At 72.3% G+C, this 20419-nt stretch carries 15 protein-coding genes; 9 read left to right on the top strand and 6 right to left on the bottom strand.

Annotated elements, in window-relative coordinates; genetic code table 11:
- Positions 1-58 precede the first annotated feature (58 nt).
- From OG447_RS26330 to OG447_RS26315, 4 genes are all read left to right on the top strand, one after another.
- The gene (locus OG447_RS26330; protein ID WP_266939800.1) at positions 59-460 is read left to right on the top strand and encodes a molybdopterin-binding protein; all 402 of its coding nucleotides are present in this window, start codon (positions 59-61) and stop codon (positions 458-460) included.
- A gap of 148 nt (positions 461-608) precedes the next feature.
- Entirely contained in the window at positions 609-1691 is a 1083-nt protein-coding gene (gene corA, locus OG447_RS26325; protein WP_266939799.1) for a magnesium/cobalt transporter CorA, read from the top strand.
- A 153-nt stretch (positions 1692-1844) separates the two neighbouring features.
- On the top strand, positions 1845-2699 hold the full coding sequence (locus tag OG447_RS26320) for a chitosanase (RefSeq protein WP_266939798.1): 855 nt from the start codon (positions 1845-1847) through the stop codon (positions 2697-2699).
- A gap of 284 nt (positions 2700-2983) precedes the next feature.
- A complete protein-coding gene (locus OG447_RS26315) occupies positions 2984-5203 on the top strand; it encodes an NADP-dependent isocitrate dehydrogenase (RefSeq protein ID WP_266939797.1) in 2220 nt (739 codons plus the stop codon).
- Between the two features lie 93 nt (positions 5204-5296).
- On the opposite strand, the gene OG447_RS26310 is transcribed toward OG447_RS26315, so the two are convergent.
- The 4 genes from OG447_RS26310 to OG447_RS26295 form a co-directional block, all read right to left on the bottom strand.
- A complete protein-coding gene (locus OG447_RS26310; RefSeq protein WP_266939796.1) occupies positions 5297-5764 on the bottom strand; it encodes a hypothetical protein in 468 nt (155 codons plus the stop codon).
- Positions 5765-5828: 64 nt separating this feature from the next.
- Positions 5829-8183 carry a germacradienol/geosmin synthase gene (locus tag OG447_RS26305; RefSeq protein ID WP_266939795.1) on the bottom strand — a complete coding sequence of 785 codons (2355 nt, stop codon included), beginning with the start codon at positions 8181-8183 and terminating at the stop codon, positions 5829-5831.
- Between the two features lie 10 nt (positions 8184-8193).
- Positions 8194-9609: a family 2B encapsulin nanocompartment shell protein gene (locus OG447_RS26300; protein WP_266939793.1), complete on the bottom strand. Its 1416-nt coding sequence runs from the start codon at positions 9607-9609 to the stop codon at positions 8194-8196.
- Between the two features lie 111 nt (positions 9610-9720).
- Positions 9721-10746, bottom strand: coding sequence for a polyprenyl synthetase family protein (locus OG447_RS26295; protein ID WP_266939792.1), 1026 nt, complete (start codon positions 10744-10746; stop codon positions 9721-9723).
- Positions 10747-11112: 366 nt separating this feature from the next.
- On the opposite strand from OG447_RS26295, the gene OG447_RS26290 reads away from it, so the two are divergent.
- Positions 11113-12549 (top strand): hypothetical protein, encoded by a 1437-nt coding sequence (locus OG447_RS26290; protein WP_266939791.1) that lies wholly within the window; start codon positions 11113-11115, stop codon positions 12547-12549.
- A gap of 46 nt (positions 12550-12595) precedes the next feature.
- On the opposite strand, the gene OG447_RS26285 is transcribed toward OG447_RS26290, so the two are convergent.
- Positions 12596-13747, bottom strand: coding sequence for a family 2 encapsulin nanocompartment cargo protein terpene cyclase (locus OG447_RS26285; protein ID WP_266939789.1), 1152 nt, complete (start codon positions 13745-13747; stop codon positions 12596-12598).
- Between the two features lie 274 nt (positions 13748-14021).
- Here OG447_RS26285 and OG447_RS26280 point away from each other — a divergent pair, with 274 nt between their 5' ends.
- From OG447_RS26280 to OG447_RS26265, 4 genes are all read left to right on the top strand, one after another.
- The gene (locus OG447_RS26280) at positions 14022-15446 is read left to right on the top strand and encodes a family 2B encapsulin nanocompartment shell protein (RefSeq protein ID WP_266939787.1); all 1425 of its coding nucleotides are present in this window, start codon (positions 14022-14024) and stop codon (positions 15444-15446) included.
- A gap of 45 nt (positions 15447-15491) precedes the next feature.
- Complete coding sequence (locus OG447_RS26275) at positions 15492-16322, top strand: geranyl diphosphate 2-C-methyltransferase (RefSeq protein ID WP_266939785.1); 831 nt, start codon at positions 15492-15494, stop codon at positions 16320-16322.
- Between the two features lie 149 nt (positions 16323-16471).
- Positions 16472-18310, top strand: coding sequence for a glycoside hydrolase family 71 protein (locus OG447_RS26270; protein WP_266939783.1), 1839 nt, complete (start codon positions 16472-16474; stop codon positions 18308-18310).
- 197 nt (positions 18311-18507) lie between these two features.
- Positions 18508-19650 (top strand): aminotransferase class V-fold PLP-dependent enzyme, encoded by a 1143-nt coding sequence (locus OG447_RS26265; RefSeq protein ID WP_266939781.1) that lies wholly within the window; start codon positions 18508-18510, stop codon positions 19648-19650.
- 4 nt (positions 19651-19654) lie between these two features.
- On the opposite strand, the gene cobF is transcribed toward OG447_RS26265, so the two are convergent.
- Positions 19655-20407: a precorrin-6A synthase (deacetylating) gene (gene cobF, locus OG447_RS26260; RefSeq protein WP_266939779.1), complete on the bottom strand. Its 753-nt coding sequence runs from the start codon at positions 20405-20407 to the stop codon at positions 19655-19657.
- Positions 20408-20419 lie beyond the last annotated feature (12 nt).

Here is a 20419-nt window from a genome sequence, read left to right as displayed (position 1 = left end):
GCCCGACGCGCGCGAGCCCGCCGCGCCGGCCCCCGTCGCACACCCCTAAGCTGCGGGCATGGAGTCCTACACGATCGGCCAGGCGGCGCGGCTGCTCGGCGTGAGCGTCGACACGGCCCGGCGCTGGGCGGACGCGGAACGCTTCCCCACCCGCCGGGAAGGCGCGCGGCGCATGGTGGACGGGCCGGACCTGGCCGCGTTCTGCGTCGAGGTCGCGCAGGAGGGCGGGGACCCCCACGGGCACGACGAGACCCCGTACACCTCGGCGCGCAACGCCTTCCCCGGGATCGTCACCGGGGTGAAGCTCGGCACGGTCGACGCGCAGGTGGAGATCCAGGCGGGACCGCACCGGATCGTGTCGCTGCTGACGCGGGAGGCGGTGGAGGAGCTCGGCCTCGAGGTGGGGGCGCGGGCCACGGCCCGGGTGAAGTCGACGAGCGTGTTCATCGACCGGGCGTGACGTACCGCTGCGGGTAGGGCGGGACGCACTGCCCCGCGGAGCGCGACGCACCGCTCCCGCGGCGCGTGCGCGTGGCGCCCCGGCGGGGCCGCTTCGGCGCGGTGGCAGACTTGCCGGTGATCCGCCGAAGGGGAGTACTCCGTTGTCCATGTTCAGCAACCTGCGCCGGGCCGTGAGCCGTGGCTACCGCCGGGCCGTCGACCTCAGCCACCCGGCGCGCTCCCCGCTGGGCAGTGCGGTGGTCAACTGCGTGGTGTACCAGGACGGAGTGCGGCAGGACGGCTGCGCCGAGGTCGAAGAGGCCCTTAACCGGGTCCGCAAGACGGGCCGCGGCTTCGTGTGGATCGGTCTGCACGAGCCCTCGCAGTCGGAGCTCGCCGGGCTCGCCGAGCTGTTCGGTCTGCACCCGCTCGCAGTCGAGGACGCCGTGAACGCGCACCAGCGCCCCAAGGTGGAGCGCTACGACGACATACTGTTCTCCGTCTTCAAGACCGTGCGCTACGTCGAGCACGAGGAGCTGACCGCGACCAGCGAGGTCGTGGAGACCGGCGAACTGATGGCCTTCACGGGCGACGACTTCGTGATCACCATCCGCCACGGCGGCCGTGGCACCCTTGGCCCCGTCCGCGAGGCGCTGGAGGCCGCGCCGGAGCAGCTGGCCGCGGGTCCGGCGGTGGTCCTGCACGCCATGGCGGACCACGTGGTCGACGACTACGTGGCCGTCACGGACGCGGTGCAGAACGACCTGGACGCCGTGGAGACGGCGGTGTTCAGCGAGCACGGCGGCCGGGGCGACGCCGGGCGGATCTACCAGCTCAAGCGGGAGCTCCTCGAACTCCGCCGGGCGGTGGCGCCGCTGGACCGCCCCCTGCAGCAGCTGGCCACGCAGCCGATACCGGTCATCCCGCCGGAGTGCCGTGCGTACTTCCGGGACGTGGCCGACCACCTGACCCGCGCCACCGAGCAGATCGGCGCCTACGACAACCTCCTCGACTCGATCCTGCAGGCCCACCTCGCGCAGGTGACCGTCGCCCAGAACGAGGACATGCGGAAGATCACGGCGTGGGCGGCGATCGTCGCGGTGCCGACGATGGTCTGCGGGGTCTACGGCATGAACTTCGAGCACATGCCCGAACTGCACTGGACCTACGGGTACCCGACCGTGGTCGGCGTCATGGTGATCGCCTGCCTGCTCATCCACCGGGGCTTCCGCCGCAACGGCTGGCTCTGACGAGGGCGCCCGGGGCCACCCGGGCCATCCGGGGCACCCAGGCCACCCGAGCCATCCGGGGCAGGGGATTCCGGGGGCTTGAGGAGTTGGGGCTTCTGGTAATAAAGTTTCCTAACGAATCCGGGTAAGCCTCAACTCCCCCACGGAGGCCTTGTGTTCACCCCTCGTCGCAAGACGCTGGCGATCGGCGCCCTGCTCGGCAGCGCGCTTCTCGCCGTACCGGTCACCGCCCACGCCACCGCGGACGACGCCGCCCCCACCCCGACGCGGGCGCAGGCCGCGCCCGTCGCGGCGGTGGCCGTCGGGCTCGACGATCCGGCGAAGAAGGAGATCGCCATGAAGATCGTCTCCAGCGCGGAGAACTCCTCACTGGACTGGAAGGCGCAGTACAAGTACATAGAGGACATAGGTGACGGTCGCGGCTACACGGCCGGCATCATCGGCTTCTGCTCCGGCACCGGCGACATGCTCGACCTCGTCGAGTACTACACCCAGGTCAAGCCGGGCAACGTCCTCGCCAAGTACCTCCCCGCCCTGCGCAAGGTCGACGGCAGCGACTCCCACGCCGGCCTCGACCCGAACTTCACCAAGGACTGGGCGAAGGCGGCCCAGGACGCCGAGTTCAAGAAGGCCCAGGACCACGAGCGCGACCGGGTCTACTTCAACCCGTCCGTGCGGCAGGCCAAGTCCGACGGGCTCGGCGTGCTCGGCCAGTTCATCTACTACGACGCCATCGTGATGCACGGCGACGGCACCGACTCCGCCAGCTTCCGCAACATCCGCAAGCGCGCCCTGGCCAAGGCCAAGCCCCCGTCCCAGGGCGGCAACGAGACCGCCTACCTCAACGCCTTCCTCGACGCACGCGTCTGGGCGATGAAGCAGGAGGAGGCGCACAGCGACACCAGCCGCGTGGACACCGCGCAGCGGGTCTTCCTGCGCAAGGGCAACCTGAACCTGAACACGCCGCTCGACTGGAAGGTCTACGGAGACCCCTTCCACATCGGGTGAGCCCCGCGCCGCGACCCGGGTCGGGACCCCTCCTCCCCGCCCCGGGCCGCTCCCGACCACCGGTGCGCGCGGCCGATTCGAGGCCCCGCCCGCGCCCACGACTGAGCGCCGCCGCCGACGGAACACGTCGGCCGCGGCGTTTTCGCCATTCCGGGGACCTTCCGGGTGACGCGCGTCTCGCGGCGCATGTGGCAGGGGGCTGTCCGGACCGGCCCGATCACGAGATATCTTGATGTCGAGCAATGTTGCAGACGAGAGACGCAGACTGTGGAGCGGAGCATCCGGTGACTGACTCGACCATCATCTACACGCACACTGACGAGGCCCCGGCCCTCGCGACGTATTCGTTCCTGCCTGTGATCCAGGCCTACGCGTCGACGGCCGGTGTGAATGTCGAGACCCGTGACATCTCCCTGGCCGGTCGGATCATCGCCAGCTTCCCCGAGCACCTCGAGGAGAGCCAGCGGATTGCCGACGCCCTCGCCGAGCTCGGCGACCTGGCGAAGACCGCGGAAGCCAACATCATCAAGCTTCCGAACATCTCGGCCTCGATCCCGCAGCTGAAGGCCGTGATCGCCGAGCTCCAGGGCCAGGGCTACGCACTCCCCGACTACCCGGACGACCCGAAGACCGACGACGAGCGTGAGGCGCGCGCCCGCTACGACAAGGTCAAGGGCAGCGCCGTCAACCCGGTCCTGCGCGAGGGCAACTCCGACCGCCGCGCCCCCGCCTCGGTCAAGAACTACGCCAAGGCCCACCCGCACCGCATGGGTGCCTGGAGCGCCGACTCGAAGACGAACGTCGCCACCATGGGCGAGAACGACTTCCGCTCCACCGAGAAGTCCGCGGTGATCGCCGAGGCCGGCACGCTCCGCATCGAGCACGTCGGCGCCGACGGCGCCACCACCGTCCTGCGCGAGTCCGTACCGGTCCTGGCCGGTGAGGTCGTGGACGCGTCCGTCCTGCACGTCGACGCGCTGCGCACCTTCCTGAACGACCAGATCGAGCGTGCCAAGGCCGAGGGCATCCTGTTCTCCGTGCACCTCAAGGCCACGATGATGAAGGTCTCCGACCCGATCGTCTTCGGCCACGTGGTCCGCGCCTTCCTCCCGAAGACCTTCGCCCGCTACGGCGAGACCCTCGCCGCCGCCGGCCTGTCGGTCAACGACGGCCTCGGCGCCATCCTGAACGGCCTGGGCGCCCTGCCCGACGGCGACGCGATCAAGGCCTCCATCGACGCCGAGATCGCCGAGGGCCCGGCCCTCGCGATGGTCGACTCCGACAAGGGCATCACCAACCTGCACGTGCCGTCCGACGTCATCGTCGACGCCTCGATGCCGGCCATGATCCGCACCTCCGGCCACATGTGGGGCCCGGACGGCGCCGAGGCCGACACCCTCGCCGTCCTCCCGGACAGCAGCTACGCCGGTGTCTACCAGGTCGTCATCGACGACTGCCGCGCGCACGGCGCCTTCAACCCGTCCACCATGGGCTCGGTGCCGAACGTCGGCCTCATGGCCCAGAAGGCCGAGGAGTACGGCAGCCACGACAAGACCTTCGAGATCGCCGCTGCGGGCACCGTCCGCCTCGTCGACGCCGCGGGCAACACGGTCCTGGAGCAGGAGGTCGCCGCCGGTGACATCTTCCGCGCCTGCCAGACCAAGGACGCGCCGATCCAGGACTGGGTCAAGCTGGCCGTCACCCGCGCCCGCGCCACCGGCGTCCCGGCCGTCTTCTGGCTCGACGAGGGCCGCGCGCACGACGCGCAGCTGATCACCAAGGTCCGGACGTACCTCGCCGAGCACGACACCGAGGGTCTGACCATCGAGATCCTCTCCCCGGTCGAGGCCACCGCCTACTCCCTCGAGCGCATCCGCCGCGGCGAGGACACCATCTCGGTGACCGGCAACGTGCTGCGCGACTACCTGACCGACCTCTTCCCCATCCTGGAGCTGGGCACCAGCGCCAAGATGCTGTCGGTCGTCCCGCTGATGAACGGCGGCGGCCTCTTCGAGACGGGCGCCGGCGGCTCCGCCCCGAAGCACGTCCAGCAGCTGGTGAAGGAGAACTACCTGCGCTGGGACTCGCTCGGCGAGTTCCTCGCGCTGGCCGTCTCCTTCGAGCACCTCGCGACCACCACCGGCAACGCCAGCGCCCAGGTGCTGGCCGACACCCTGGACCGCGCCACCGGCACCTTCCTCAACGAGGACAAGTCGCCCAGCCGCAAGCTCGGCGGCATCGACAACCGCGGCAGCCACTTCTACCTGGCCCTGTACTGGGCGCAGGAGCTGTCCCGCCAGACCGACGACCCGAAGCTCGCGGCCGCCTTCGACCCGCTCGCCAAGACGCTGGCCGAGTCCGAGCAGAAGATCGTCGCCGAGCTGATCGCGGTCCAGGGCGCCCCGGCCGACATCGGCGGCTACTACCAGCCCGACCCGGTCAAGGCCGCTGCGATCATGCGGCCGTCCGCGACGTTCAACCAGGCGATCGCGACCCTGGGCTGACCCCAGGCAGCACCCGCGTGACGTGATCCGCCCCGGCAGGCCCCGTGCCCGCCGGGGCGGACCCGTTCCCGGGGCTAGGGGGTGCCCGGTGGATCAGAGGCGGTGAACCCGTTCCTGTTCGAAGGCCAGCGGTAATCGGCCGGCGGCGAGGATGCGCAGCCCGGGGGCCACGGCCAGCAGCCTCCACAGCCAGGCCCGGGCGTCCGGGCCGAGCTGCTCGGTGCCGTCCAGGACGAGCAGCATGTCCCGTTCGGCCAGCCACGAGGCGGCGTTCGCCGTCCCGCACGGCGGCAGGCGCGTCCCCGGTACGCAGCCCAGCTCCGCCGTCAGTTCGCGGACCCCGTAGACGCCGTGGACGGGATCCATGGCGACGACGGCCGACCCGTCGTAGAAATTGGACGAGAGGCGCCGCGCGATCTCCCGCACGAGCAGGCTGCGCGGCTCGCGGAAGCCCCCCGTCACGCTGAGCACCCGCCCCCGCCGGACGGCGGTGAGCAGCCGGGACAGCTCGGCGGACGTGGCGGGCAGTGATCCGGTCGATCCCGAATCCCTCATCGGCACGATGCCCCCCATTGCATACGTGACCAAGCGCGGCAACAGGGATCGTTCGGCCGCGTGACGATGATTATGCGCCAACTGGGCCGCGGGGCCAGGGGAATGACGTAATCCGGTGTGGAGCCGGGGGGAGCGGGCCGCCCGCCGGTCGCGGGGGACCCTCGGCAGGGTCCGGCGGGCCCGTGTCCGCGCCGGTGTCCGCGTCGGTGGCTGTGCCCATGCTCGTGTTCGTGCCCGAGCCCGCGTACCGGGCCGCCGCGGCCGCCGCCATCGCAGGCCGCCGCGCGTGGTGGCGTTCGAGGTCCTCCTGCCGGTAGCGCTTGGTCGCGGCGTGCCAGAAGGCGATGCCGGCCATCCACCGCTTCAGCTCCTCGGCATGCCGGTTCAGGGCCGCGCGGGCCGCCGCGTCCAGCCCGAAGTCCTCGTACATGACCGGCAGTTCCTTCTCCAGTACGTGCTCGAACTGCCGCATCCGCGAGGTCATCAGATCGTGGGCGACGTGCAACGCCGTCGGATAGTCGCAGTCGAAGAAGTTCTCCAGGACGATCATCAGGTTGTGCAGCTCGCCCTCGTACTCGGCCTCCTTCTGGTACGAGTACACGTCGTTCATGATCGCCGAATAGTCGAAGGCCGCCGCCTGCAAGGACTGCATGGCCGAAGCCCCGTAGACCTCCTCCGGCACCACGTCCATGTGCGTCATCCGGGCGAGCGCGATGGTCATCGGCGAACCGAAGGTCACCCGGCGCATCTCCAGGTAGTCCACCGGGTCCGGCACCCGGTTGGCCGCCTGGTTGTCCAGCTCCCACAGCCAGCTGTCGAGCACCGAGTCCATGGCAGCGCGGAACATCTCCCGGCCGCGCGGTGGCATCGGCGTCGCCGTGCGCCGCCACAGATCGGCCAGCCCCCGCTCCATGGCATTGGCCGCGGGCGCCGGAGCGGACAGGTCCAGGGGCATGCAGGCGCGCAGCCGCCCGGTCTGGACCCTGGCCGCGGCCAGGTGCCGGCCCGTCCCGAAGACCAGCGGAAACACGTCGTCGGCGTACGTGCCCCAGCTCAGCCAGCCCGCGCTGATGTCCAGCGCCTCGGGGGTGCAGCCCGGGTCGATGCCCGCCGAGCACAGCGCGAAATCGTAGCCCCGCGCCTTCTCCTCCCACCAGATCCCCTCGTCGAGGAGGCCCATCTCCCGGTTCCAGGCGATGAGCCGCTCCCGGGCGCCGTCCAGGTACGGGCTGAGCACGTTGCGGTACGGCAGGTAGAACTCCGGGGTGACCGAAGGGCCCACCCGGCGGGGGGTGTGGCCGTGCCTGCGCACCCGCTGCGCACCGCCCGTGAGACCGAGCAGCGCCCGGATGTTGGCGCCGGTGGTGCCCAGTCCGGTGGGGCCGCTCAGCCAGCCGGGCAGACCCCCGCCCGTCCGGCCCGGGCGCTTGTTCATGTACCGGCTGGAGCGCATGTGCCACTCGTGGCCGCCCGACTGCCAGTCCTGGAGCCCGCGTGCGTAGGTCAGTACGGCGACGATTCCGGCCGGGTCCAGGCCCTTCTCGGCGAACAGCACGGGCAGCTCGGTGAAGAAGGTGCTCTCGAACTGCTGGAGCCGCGAGGTCAGCAGGCTGCCCAGCTGGTCGGCCGCCTCCTGGGTGGTGCATCCGAAGAACTCCTCCAGGACCAGCACCCCGTTGCTGAGCTCCCCCTCCCGGCCGGTCTCCCGCTCGTACGAGAACAGGTCGTTGCGGAAGTGGACCGAGTCCGCGAAGCAGTCCCGCAGGACCCGCAGGGCCCGCTCGCCCGCGACGGAGGCGGGGACCTCGATGCCCACCGCGTGTTCGACGATCCCCGCCGACCAGGGCGCGCCGCCCACCTTGCGGCGCTGCTCCACGTACTCGATCGGGTTGGAGACGCGGCCGATGCTGATGTTGTCGAGCTCCCACAGCGATTCGTTCAGCAGGTTGCGGGTGCTGACCGTGAAGCGCTCGATCCAGTCCGCGGAGTGGCCGGGGACCGTACGCCGCCACAGGTCGGCCAGCCCCGCCTCCACCGGGTTGGCCGCCTCGGGCACCGGCGCGGCGGCGTCGGCCGGCATGAACAGCGCCAGCCGTTCCAGCGCGTCCCGGCCGGCCGCCCGGTCACCGGTGTACTTGAAGAGCTTCAGGAACCAGTCGTCGAAGAAGAACACCCACACGTACCAGTCGGTGACGAGCGAGAGCATCGGCCCGTCGCACTCGGGATGGGTGTACGCGCAGAGCAGCGCGTAGTCGTGCGCCTCCAGGTCGGCCAGGTCCCAGACTCCGGAGCCCTCCAGCATCCCGTGCCCGCGGGCCCAGCCGCGGGTGTGGGTGCGGGCTTCCTCCAGGTGGGGGTTGAGACGCGCGGGGTGCGGGAGGTAGAACTCGGGCAGTTCGAAAGGCTGCTCCGGCCGGCTGTCCATGTCTTCGCCCTCAGTCCTCGAAACGGGAGATCTCCACGTTCTCCAGCACCCCGACCGCGTCGGGGACCAGGATCGCCGCGGAGTAGTAGGCGGTGACCAGGTAGGAGATGATGGCCTGCTCGTTGATGTGCATGAAGCGGACGGACAGGCCGGGCTGGTACTCGTCCGGCAGGCCCAGCTGGTGCAGGCCGATGACGCCCTCGTTGTCCTCGCCGGTCCGCAGCACGAGCACCGAGCTGGTCCGCTCCTCGGTCACCGGGATCTTGTTGCAGGGCAGCAGCGGGATCCCGCGCCAGGACGGCAGCCGGTGGCCGTGGAAGTCGACGCTTCCCGGGTACAGGCCGCGCCTGCTGCACTCGCGGCCGAAGGCGGAGATGGTGCGCGGGTGGGCGAGGAAGTACTGCGAACCGCGCCGTCGGCTGAGGAGTTCGTCCAGGTCGTCGGGGGTGGGCGGGCCGGTGCGGGCGTAGATCCGCTGCTCGTAGTCGGCGTTGTGGAGCAGCCCGAACTCGGGATTGTTGATCAGCTCGCTCTCCTGGCGCTCCCGCAAGGCCTCGATGGTCAGGCGGAGTTGCTGCTCCGACTGGTTCATCGGTTTGTTGTAGAGGTCGGCGACGCGGGAGTGCACGCGCAACACGGTCTGTGCGACGCTCAGTTCGTACTCGCGCGGGCTCAGGTCGTAGTCCACGTACGTGCCCGGCAGCATGACCTCGCCGGTGTGCCCGGCGGACAGGTCCACCGCGTCACTGCCCTTGCGGCCGACGCGCTCCGCCTCCAGGTAGGCCTCGGCGTGCCGGCGCAGCGCGGGGGAGCCCGCCAGGGCGGCGTCCCAGTCGCCGCGGTTGAAGGTCATCGTCACCACGTCGGTCAGGGCCCGGGCCGTGAACTCCCAGCGGGCGTCGGGCAGCGGGTGGTGGCCGAAGTGGTCGCCGTCGCTCAGGACGCCGAGGCTGGCCTCGTCCCCGTAGGCGCTGCGGCCGAGCCGTTCGATCCTGCCGTGGGCGATGAGATAGATCTTGTCCACCGGATCGTCGCGCCGGACGATGACGTCGCCCTTGCGGAACTCCTCCTTGACGAACCGGTCCGCGATCGCCTTGACCACCTGGTCGTCGGGGAAGTTCCGGAGCATCCCGAGCTCGCGCAGCATGGGCGGGATGACGCGCAGTTCGGTGCCCGTCTTGACGAAGGTGATGCGGCCGTCGCCGAGGGTGTAGCTGACGGTGCGGTTGACCCGGTAGGTGCCGCCGCCCGTCTGGACCCACGGGAGGATCTTCAGCAGCCAGCGCGAGCTGATGCCCTGCATCTGCGGGGCGGACTTGGTCGTGGTGGCCAGGTTCCGGGCGGCCTCGGTGCTCAGGCTCTGCCGGGCGGTGGCGGCGGCCAGGGCCGCGGAGTCGCTCGCTTCGGGGGTCGGGTCGACGGACATGACAGGTATTCCTCTCGGTCAGTCTTCCTGGGCGGTGTCGTGTCGCTCCGGCGGGCCCGGCCTGATCGGCGGGACACTCCCTGGTGCGGCGAGGATCGCCGGTCCCACCCGTCAGTGCTTCCGGCGGGTGATCAGCTCGCACAACGCCACCAGCTCGGCGGTGGCGGCCGGATCGGGGACGGCCCCGGCCAGGCGGTCCAGCGCCGCCACGGCCCGTACGGAGGCCTCCCGCCGCGCCCAGTCGCGCCCGCCGGCCTGCTCGACGAGCTCGGTGGCGCGGGCGATCCCGGCCGGGCCGAGCGGAGCGGAACCGGCGTACAGGGCGGCGAGTTCGGCGGCCGCGCCGGTGTCCGACACCAGGGCGGCGACCACCGGCATGGACTTCTTGCGCGCCGCGAGGTCGGCGCCCACCGGCTTTCCGGTGATCTCCGGGTCCCCCCAGATGCCGAGCAGGTCGTCGATCAGCTGGAAGCTGATGCCGATGCCCCGGCCGAAGGCATCCAGCGCGGCGGTGACCGGCGGGGGAGCGCCCCCGTAGAGCCCGCCGAGGGCGCAGGCGGTGCCCAGCAGGGCCCCGGTCTTGGCCTCCGCCATGGCCATGGCCTCGCCGAGGCCGACCGCCGTACGCCTTTCGAAGGAGCAGTCCTCGTACTGGCCCTCGCACAGCTCGACCACACAGTCCGACAGTCGGGTCACCGCCTCGGGCCGGTCGGCCACCAGGCGGACCGCGAGCGCGGCCATGGCGTCGCCCGCGACGATCGCCTCGGCGCTGCCGAACACCGTCCAGGCCGTGGCCCGGTGCCGGCGCAGCGGATCCCGGTCGATCACGTCGTCGTGCAACAGCGTGAAGTTGTGGACGAGTTCGGTGGCGGCGGCCGCCGCGAACGCGTCCTCCTCGCGCCCGCCGACCGCCCGCGCGGCGGCCAGTACCAGGGCAGGCCGGATCGCCTTGCCCGGCCGGGAGGCGGCCGGGGCCCCGGTGCGGTCGCGCCAGCCCAGGTGGTACTCGGCCACCGCGCGTACGCCGCCGGGCAGCGAACGCACCGCCGTCCGCAAGAGGGGATCCACCGCGGCCAGGGTGCGGCCGAGCACTGCGGAGACGCTGGGCGCGTCCTGGTCCTTCGCGTACGGCGTCATCGGGCGGGTGCCTCCTCCGGAGCGGGGCGAGCGGGGCGAGCGGCCGGGCGGGCCGGGTGGGGTGGGCGGGGTGAGCGGCCGGGTGGGGTGGGCGGGCCGAGCTGGGTGAGCGCGGTGGGCGCCGTGGGACGGACGGGCGCGGTGAGCGGGGTGGCGCGCGGGGGTGACCGGAAGGAGCGATCCCGCTTCCTGGTGATCTGTGTGCTCCCGTACGCCAGGGCTACGCGGTGTGACCGTGTTGCCCGGTGTGCACACGTCTTAGTTAGGGGCAGGACGGCCTCACCCGGTACATCCGGCCCCGCCCCACCCTGTTGAATGTCCCCTCGCGTTGAATCACTGGACACGTGTACGAGCTGGGCGGTTCTGATGGTCAAGCGTGAACCCAACGGACGACTCCGCACCCTCCTCACCGACGCCCGCTGGAGCGGGCAGGACTTCGCCCGCGCCGTCAACGGCGTGGCCGCCGAATCCGGCCTCACCCTGCGTTACGACCGGACCTCCGTCTCACACTGGCTCGCGGGGACCCGGCCCCCCGCGCACGTCGTCGCCCTCGCCGCCGAGGCACTGAGCCGGCGCACCGGCCGGCGGGTCAGCCCGGCCGACACCGGGCTGTCGCGGCCCGCCGGCCTACGGGCGCGGGACCGCCCCGGCTCCGCACCGGACGCGGGAGCGGCGGCGGGCGAAGGCGCGCCGGAAGGCGGGATTGGGGGGACCGCCGCGGCGCGCCGCGGGGGGCCCGGCGGGGCGAGCGGCGGGGTGAGCGCCGGCGCGGCGGCGGACCGGCCCGGGCCGCAGCCCGGAGAAGCCCTGTTCGGGGAGGCGCTCTTAGGTGAGATCCCCGTCTACTCCTCCGCCTGGCGCCCCCCGGGCTGGCCGCCGCCCGGCGGGCCCGGCGCCCCCGCCCCCCGGTCCGGCAGGATCGACCGGCACCACGTGGAGGCGGCCGAAGCGGTCCTGCCCGTCTTCCGCAACGCCGACATGATGTTCGGCAGCGGCCTGACCCGGCCGGCCCTGACCCGCTACCTGGCCACGACGGTGGCCCCCTGGCTACGCGCCGAGACCCTGCCCGCCGTACGCCACCGGCTGCTGGGCGCGACCTCGCGGCTGGCCTACACCGCCGGGTTCCTCTTCTTCGACGGCAACCAGCAGGGCGTGGCCCAGGCCTACTACCGCGCGGCGCTGCGGCTCGGGCAGGAGGCGGGGGACCCGCAGTGCTGGGCGCCGGTCCTGCGGGCGATGAGCGTGCAGGCCCACTGCCTGGGCCACCGCAAGCAGGCGCTGGAGCTGGCCGAGGCGGCCGCGCGCGAAGTGGGCCGGCTCCCCTCCCTGCAAGCCGCCTTCGTGACCGGGCAGCTGGCGGTCGCCGAGGCGGGCTGCGGCGACCGGCGGGCAGCGGTGGCCCGGCTGTCCGACGCGCAAAGGCTGTTGGAGCGCTCGGCCGGGCAGCAGGCGGCCATCGGCGACTACCACCAGGCCGCGCTCGCCCACCAGCAGGCCGAGGCGCTGACCGCCCTCGGCGACGCACGCGGAGCGATGGCCGCGCTGATCTCCTCCCTGCGGCACCGGCCCGCCGCCGAACGCCGGGCCCGCGCCATCACCTCGGCCCGGCTCGCCGAACTGCACCTGGACTCGGGCCACTTGGAGCGCGCCTGCGCCGTCTGGCACGAACTGCTGGACCTGGTGCCCCAGCTGGAGTCCGCCCGCGTGGACGACGCCCTGCGCCGGCTGCGCGGCCGCCTCCAGCCGGTACGCGGCAACCGCACCGCACAGGCCCTGCTGGCCCGGCTGGGCGGCCTGCCGTAGGGGGTGTCCGACGGTCAGGCCGGGCCCGCGGTGTCGGGGCCGGCCCTCAGGCGTCCGTGCGGATGCCGTGGTAGCGGGGGCTGGTGGCGTGCCACTCCTTGGCGCCGCCCATCCAGTTCCACAGGCCCTCCAGGAAGCGGCCCAGCAGCGGGGAGCCGAGGGAGGCCAGGGCGGCCGACTCCGCCTCGACGGCGCACATGATCTCGTTGTGGATCGCGGCCGTCCGGTTCACCGCCTCCTGGAGGGTGCAGCCCTCCTCGGCCGCGATCAGGTTGGGGAGGTTGGTGTCGGCCGGGTCCTCCCGCGCCATCGAGTACAGGTCGTTGAGCAGGCACGTGGCCACGCCCGCGTACATGTACGTACGCCGCACCCGGGCATCCGCGAACTCCTGCGCGGGCACCTCGTACCCGCCGACCGGATCGGTCAGGACCATGCAGGGGAAGAAGCCGTTCTCGTACCGGTGCACCAGGTACTCCCAGACCGGCGGCCGGCGCCCCGACGTGCGCCACTGCGCCTCGTGGTTGTACCCGACGAACATCACGGCCAGCTGGTAGCGCAGCCGGGTCACCTGGGTGGGGGTGGCGAACCGGGCCAGGTGGTCCAGGCAGGAGCGGAAGGCGCGCAGCACCGGCTCCGCCGCCACCCGCTCCTCGAACCGCCGCTCGTAGCCGGACGGCAGCCGGACCGGGTCCACCACGGCGTGCGCCAACGCCACGCGGGCGCCGATCAGTTCGGGATCGGCGTCCGCCCCCTCGTCGACCCAGTGGTCGTCCACGGACCACTCCGCCAGCCCGCACTTGGCGGCCGCCAGCAACCGGTCGGGATCGTCGCAGTCCGGATGCCCGAGCATCATCAGCCGGCCGAACCCGCAGGAGCGGAGCATGTCCAGCCGGTCCGCGTAGATCCCGGTCTCCCGCGCCCACAGCACCAGCCGCTCGTCGACCTCGTCCCCCAGGGCGGGATCGTCCCGGACGGCGTCGGGGCAGTACAGCGGGGGGATGACCAGGCCCGTCCCCGAGGGCTGGCTCCCGGCGTTCCCTGCGTTCCCGGCGCTCGCGGCGCTCCCTTCGCTTCCGGCTACGGATGCCCGGCCGGGCTCCAGCCCGAGGCCCAGCCCGCTCCGGCCGTCCAGCAGCCGCCCCAGCACCTCCCCCCGGCGGCCGGCGGGCACGGGGCGGTCGGGGGCGGCGCGGTCCATGGCTCCTCCTGCGGGTCGGCACACCCACCCATGGAGCGGGCGCCGCCCCGCGCCCCGGTAGGCGCTCCGCCCGGCGCGTGTGTTGAAGATCCGCCGGCGTTGAAAGCCTGCACTGGTGTCCACGGCCAGGGGCCTCGTACAGACGTGCACCGGTTCAACCGGCCGCGATTTTCAACAGTCCGCACGGTCCGCCCCGCTACCGCGAGCCGCCGCGGGCGCACCAACGTGAGCGGTGCAGCACGTTCCGCGTGGCCCGACGCATGGAGGAACCCGCATGACCACAGAGGCACAGCACCCCCTGGAGGGGCACGACCCCGCCGCCGACCGGCAGCTGAGCCTGAGCACCGCAGCGGCCCGCAATCTCGCGACGACCACCAAGTCCGTGCCCCAGATGCAGGGGATCAGCTCGCGCTGGCTGCTGCGCATGCTGCCCTGGGTGCACCTCGGAGCCGGCACCTACCGCGTCAACCGCCGCCTCACCCACGCCGTCGGGCGCGGCCGGGTCTCCTTCGTCCAGAGCGGCGCGGACGACGTACGCATCCTCGCCCCCACCCTCGCCGAACTCCCCGTCCTCAAAGGCTTCGCCGACACCGACGTACTGGAGGAACTGGCACGGCGCTTCGTCAAGCGCGACCTGCGCGCCGGCGACGCCCTCGTGGAGTCCGGCGCCGCCGTGGAGGAGGTCTTCGTCATCGCCCACGGCCGCTTCGAGAAGCGCGCCGAGGGGAAGTACGGCGGAGCCGAGCTCCTCGGCGTGGTCGCCGACGGCGACCAGCTCGGCGACGACGCCCTCGGCCAGGCCGACCCGCGGTGGGGATACGGGGTCCGGGCCGCCACCGCCGCCACCGTCATGGTGCTGCGCTGGAGCTCCTTCCAGGAGGTGCTCGCCCGCGCGGCGAGCCTGCGGGACCACCTCGAACAGTACGTGGAGAACGGCCGCCGCCCGGTCAACCGGCGCGGCGAGGCCGACATCGAGCTCTCCTCCGGCCACGCCGGCGAGGCCCTGCTGCCCGCCACCTTCGTCGACTACGAACTCGGCCCGCGCGAGTACGAACTCAGCCTCGCGCAGACCGTGTTGCGCATCCACACCCGCGTCGCCGACCTCTACAACGACCCGATGAACCAGTTCGAGCAGCAACTGCGCCTGACCGTCGAGGCGATGCGCGAACGCGAGGAGTCCGAACTGCTGAACAACCGGGAGTTCGGCCTCCTGCACAACGCCGATTACGGACAGCGCATCAGCGCCTGGTCCGGCCCGCCCACCCCCGACGACATGGACGACCTCCTCAGCATGCGCCGCGGCACCCGTTTCTTCCTCGCGCACCCCAAGGCCATCGCCGCCTTCTTCCGCGAGTGCAACAAACGCGGCATCGCCCTCGACACCGTGGAGGTCCACGGCAAGCAGGTGCCGTCCTGGCGCGGCGTTCCCGTGCTGCCCTGCGGCAAGATCCCCGTCGTCGACGGCCACACCAGCTCCATCCTCGCGCTGCGCACCGGCGAGGAGAACGAAGGAGTCGTAGGACTGCGCCCGGCCGCGATCCCGGAGCAGATCGAACCCGGCCTCAACGTCCGCTGCATGGGCATCGACCAGAAGTCGGTCATGTCCTACCTGGTCAGCGCGTACTACTCCACGGCGATCCTGGTGCCCGACGCCATCGGGATCCTGGAGAACGCCGACATCGCAGCCCCGCGCTCCTGACGCGTACGCCGACCACCCCCCCCCGCCCCGAAGGGATCCCCCGGCATGTCCCTCAGCCTCTACCAGCGGTCCGTCGCCGACTACTGGAACAAGGAGAAGAATCCCGTCAACCTCCGGCTCGGAGAGGTCGACGGCACCTACCACCACCACTACGGCATCGGCGAGGCCGACTGGAGCGTCCTCGACGGCCCCGACGAGGGCCGCGACGAACGCGTCGTCCGGGAACTGCATCGCCTGGAGTGCGCCCAGGCCGACCTGCTCGCCGGCCATCTCGGCGAACTCGGTCCGCAGGACCGGGTGCTGGACGCCGGCTGCGGCCGGGGCGGCGGCAGCTTCGTCGCCCACCTGCGCTACGGCTGCCGGGTCGACGGCGTCTCCATCTCCGAGTCCCAGGTGGCCTTCGCCAACGACCAGGCCAGGCAGCGCCAGGTGGAGCGGAGCGTCCGATTCCACGTCAAGAACATGCTCGACACCGGCTTCGAGAAGGGCGCCTTCAGCGCCGTCTGGAACAACGAGAGCACCATGTACGTGGAGCTCTCGCAGCTCTTCGCCGAACACGCGCGCCTGCTGCGCCGCGGTGGCCGCTACGTGACCATCACCGGCTGCTACAACGACACGTACGGGCTGCCCTCCAAGGCCGTCAGCGAGATCAACGCGCATTACATCTGCGCCGTCCACCCCCGCAGCACCTACTTCAAGGAGCTCGCAGCGAACCGCCTGGTGCCGGTGTGCGTCACGGACCTGACGGCCGCGGCGATCCCCTACTGGGAACTGCGGGCCAGGTCCTCGCTCACCACCGGCATCGAGGACGCCTTCCTCGACGCCTACAAGGGCGGCAGCTTCCAGTACCTGCTGATAGCCGCCGACCGGGTCTGACACCGCCCCGACGGACACGTCCGTAGTTCCCCTGGTCCCTGTGACGTACGTGTTCCGGCCCGGCTCCTGGGAACGGTTGTCCGGCAGCCGGTAATGGGCTCTACTGCTGTGCAGCCCCCACTCGGGGCATGTTCCGGGGAGGGACCAGGATGACAGCGGACCGGCGAACGGACCGGCGAGCGGAGCACGTCGAGGACGGGGGAGCGCAGCGCGGCGCCGACCGGGGAGCGGAGCACGGGGCTGACCGGCGTACGGACCGGCGAGCCGGACGGCGGGCGGGCGGCCGGCGGTCCGTGCGGGCGGCGCGCCCGTCCTCGCACCGGCGCCGGCCCCGCTTCCGGGGCCGCAGACCCCTCCTGGCGACCCTGATCTCGGCCTTCCTCCTCGTCGGCGTCTGCGCGGCCACCGGAATCGCCTGGGACCCCTTCGGAGGGGCCACCGCGCAAGGCGGTCCGGCCCCCGTCGGCGACGCGCCCTGGTTGCCCGACCCCACCGCCGAGGCCCCGCCCGAAGCCTCCGGTCCGGCCACCCCGCCGCCGGCCCAGAGCCCGCCGCCCACCGACGGGGCGCCCGCCGAGGACGACCCCGACGGCGCGGCGGACTCCGTGGCCGGACGCCCCGCCGGAGCCCTGCCCTTCGACCTGCCCCAGCCCGCCGCCCTGCGCTCCGGCGGAGCGGGCAGGAAGCTGGTGTTCGCCCACTACTTCACCCCGTACCCGCTGTCCCTCGACAACGTGAGCGCGGACGGCGACTACTACACCCGCAACTACCTGAACCCGGACGGCGAAAGCGGCAAGCACGAGAAGTACGGCGGCCTGCTGCGCGACCGGCCGCTGCCCGTCCCGCCCAAGAGCGGCGCCTGGGAACTGGCCAACCTCCAGCAGGAGGTGCGCACCGCCCGCGCGGCCGGCGTCGACGGGTTCACCCTCGACATGCTCTCCCTCTCCGGGAAGAACTGGGAGCGCTCCAACCTCCTGATGGAGGCCGCCCGTTCGGTGGACCCCGGCTTCAAGATCATGCTGATGCCCGACATGACCTCGCTGAAGACAGACGATCCGGGAGTCCTCGCCGACGCCGTGGCCGCACTCGGCAAAGCCCCCGCCGCGCACCGGCTCCCCGACGGCCGGCTGGTCGTCTCCCCCTTCAAGGCGGAGGCGAAGAGCGTGGCCTGGTGGACCGGGGTCATGGACGCCCTCAAGTCCCGGCACGGCATCCGTACCGCCTTCGTCCCGCTCTTCCTCGACTTCGACGGGAACAGCGCCGACTTCGCCCAGATCAGCTACGGCTTCTCCGAGTGGGGCAGCCGCAGCTACGTCGGGCAGGACAGCTCCAGGCGCGATGTCCGGCGGGCCCACGACATGGGCAAGATCTGGATGCAGCCCGTGTCCGTCCAGGACGCCCGCCCCAACCAGGGCATCTACGACGAGGCGGGCAACACCGCGACCCTGCGCTCCACCTGGACGCACGCCATCGACGACGGCGCCGACTGGGTGCAGCTCACCACCTGGAACGACTACTCCGAGGGCACCCAGTTCGCGCCCTCCCTCCACAACGGCTACGCCTACCTGGACCTGACCTCCTACTACCTGACGAAGTTCAAGACGGGCAGCTGGCCGGAGATCGTCCGGGACACGCTGTACCTCACGGGGCGCACCCAGTTCGCGGCGGCCGATCCCACGGGGGACCAGTCCCTGGTGATGTCGCTGCGCAAGGGCAGCGCCGCGTCCCGGGACACGGTGGAGGTGCTCAGCTTCCTCGCCGCGCCGGGAGTCGTCCGCACGGCCGTCGGGTCCGCCGAGGACTCCCACGACGCGCCCGCCGGGATCCACGCCGAACTGCTGCCGTTGAAGCCGGGCACCAGCTCGGCACAGGTCGTACGGGACGGGAAGACCAAGGCGCAGGTGGAGCTGCCCTACCCGGTGGACCACAAGGTCGAGGTCCAGGACCTCCAGTACTACGCGGCGACCAGCGGCCGCGACACGCCTTAGGGGGCGCCCGTTCATGCCGGGCACCACGGCTGCGGTGCTCCGGTGCTGCGATCGGTCCGGGCGCCGGGTCCCTCGGGCCGCCGCCCGCCACCGGGACCGCCCCGCAGGCCAATCCGTCGCGATTGGCCTTTCCGTGCGGGCCGCCGCCCCTGCATGATCCGGAGGCAGAACGCCGCCCACGCCACCCGGAGGTACCCGTGACCGACCCCGCCACCCCGTCCGTCTTCCCGGGCGGTGCCGGCCTCTTCCGGCTGGACCCGGGCACGGCCCACCTCAACCACGGTTCCTACGGGGCCGTGCCGGTCCCCGTGCAGAAGGCGCAGGAAGCCCTCCGCGCCGAGGCCCACGCGGACCCCGACGCCTTCTTCAACTCCGTCTCCAACCGGCTGGCCGTCGCCCGGGCCCGGATCGCCGCGCACCTCGGAGCGGACCCCGAGGGCATCGCCTTCATCGCCAACGCCACCGAGGGCGCCAACCTCGCCCTCGACGCCATCCCCCTCGCCGACGGCGACGAGATCCTGGTCACCGACCACGGCTACGGCACCGTCGTCGCGGCGGCCGCCCGCCGCGCCCCCGTCACCACCGTGGCCCTGGACCCGTACCTGCCCGACGAGGACGCCGTGCGCGAGACCGTGCTGGCCGCGCTCACACCCCGCACCAGGGTGGCGCTGCTCGACCACGTCAGCTCGCCCACTGCCCGCCTCATCGCCGGCCCCCGGCTCCTCGCCGACCTCGCCGCCCGCGGCGTCACCACCGTCGTGGACGGCGCCCACACCCCCGGCATGCTGGCGCGGCCGGTCGCCGAGGGCGCCGACTTCTGGTTCGGGAACCTGCACAAGTGGGGGTACGCCCCCTCCGGCAGCGCGCTGCTGGCCGTCGCCCCCGCCCACCGTGGCCGGGTCCGCGCCCTCGCGCCCTCCTGGGAGGACCACCGCGGCTTCCCCCGCTCCGTGGAGTACCGGGCCACCGCCGACTACACCGGCTGGCTGGCCGCCCCCGAGGGCCTCGACCTCCTGGAACGCCTCGGCGCCGCCGAGGTCCGCGCGCACAACACCGCCCTCGCCGCCCACGGCGCGGACCTCCTCGCGCGGATCCCCGGGCTCACCGCCCTCCCGCACACCGAAGGCCTCCCGTTGCGCTCCCTGCTCCTGCCGCCCGGGATCGGCGAGACACAGGACGCCGCCGTGGCCCTGCGCGAGGAGATCGCCGCGAAGCTGCGTACGCGGGTGCTGGTCTGGCCCCGGCGGGGCGGCGGCGGTATCCGCGTCTGCGGGCAGATCTACAACGGGCCCGGGGAGTACGAACGCTTCGCCGCCGCACTCCCCGCCCTCCTCGCCTGAGTGCTCAGCCGCGCCGCAGGAGATAGGTGTCCATGATCCAGCCCTTGCGGGCCCGGGCCTCGGTCCGGAGCTCCTCGATCCGCCCGGCGACCTCGGCCAGCTTCCCCGAGACCAGGATCTCGTCGGGCGTGCCCACGTAGGCCCCCCAGTAGATGTACAGGTCCTGGTCCAGATGGGCGGTGAACGCGTGCCGCGCGTCCAGCATCACCACCACGTCGTCCACATCCTCGGGCCAGCCCTCGGCGAGCCGCCGCCCGGTGGTGATCTGGACCGGCCGGCCGACCCGGTTCAGATTGGTCCGGTGCCGCGCCAGCAGCGCCGAAACACTGCTGATGCCGGGGACGACCTCGTGCTCGAACGCCACCCGGCCCCGCTCCAGCACCTCGTCGAGGATCGCGAGCGTGGAGTCGTACAGCGAGGGGTCGCCCCACACCAGGAACGCCCCGGTCTCGCCCTCCGCCAGATCCTCCGCGATGAACCGCTCGAACAGCTCCGCCCGCGCGCTGCGCCAGCCGTCCACCGTCGGGGCGTAGTGCGACGGAGTCCGGTCACGGTCCGGGTCGCGGCCCTCCACCAGCCGGTGGCCGGGGCGGGCGTACTCGTCGAGCATCGCGCGCCGCAGCCCGGTCAGATCCGCCTTCTCCTCGCCCTTCTCCAGAATGAGGAACGCGTCCGCCGCGCCGATCGCCTTGACCGCCTGGAGGGTCAGGTGGTCCGGGTCGCCCGCGCCTATGCCGATCACTGAGAACTTCTTCACCCGGCTATTCTG

Source organism: Streptomyces sp. NBC_01408 (assembly GCF_026340255.1).
Taxonomy (GTDB): Bacteria; Actinomycetota; Actinomycetes; order Streptomycetales; family Streptomycetaceae; genus Streptomyces.
This window is presented reverse-complemented; position numbering and strand designations above follow the sequence as displayed.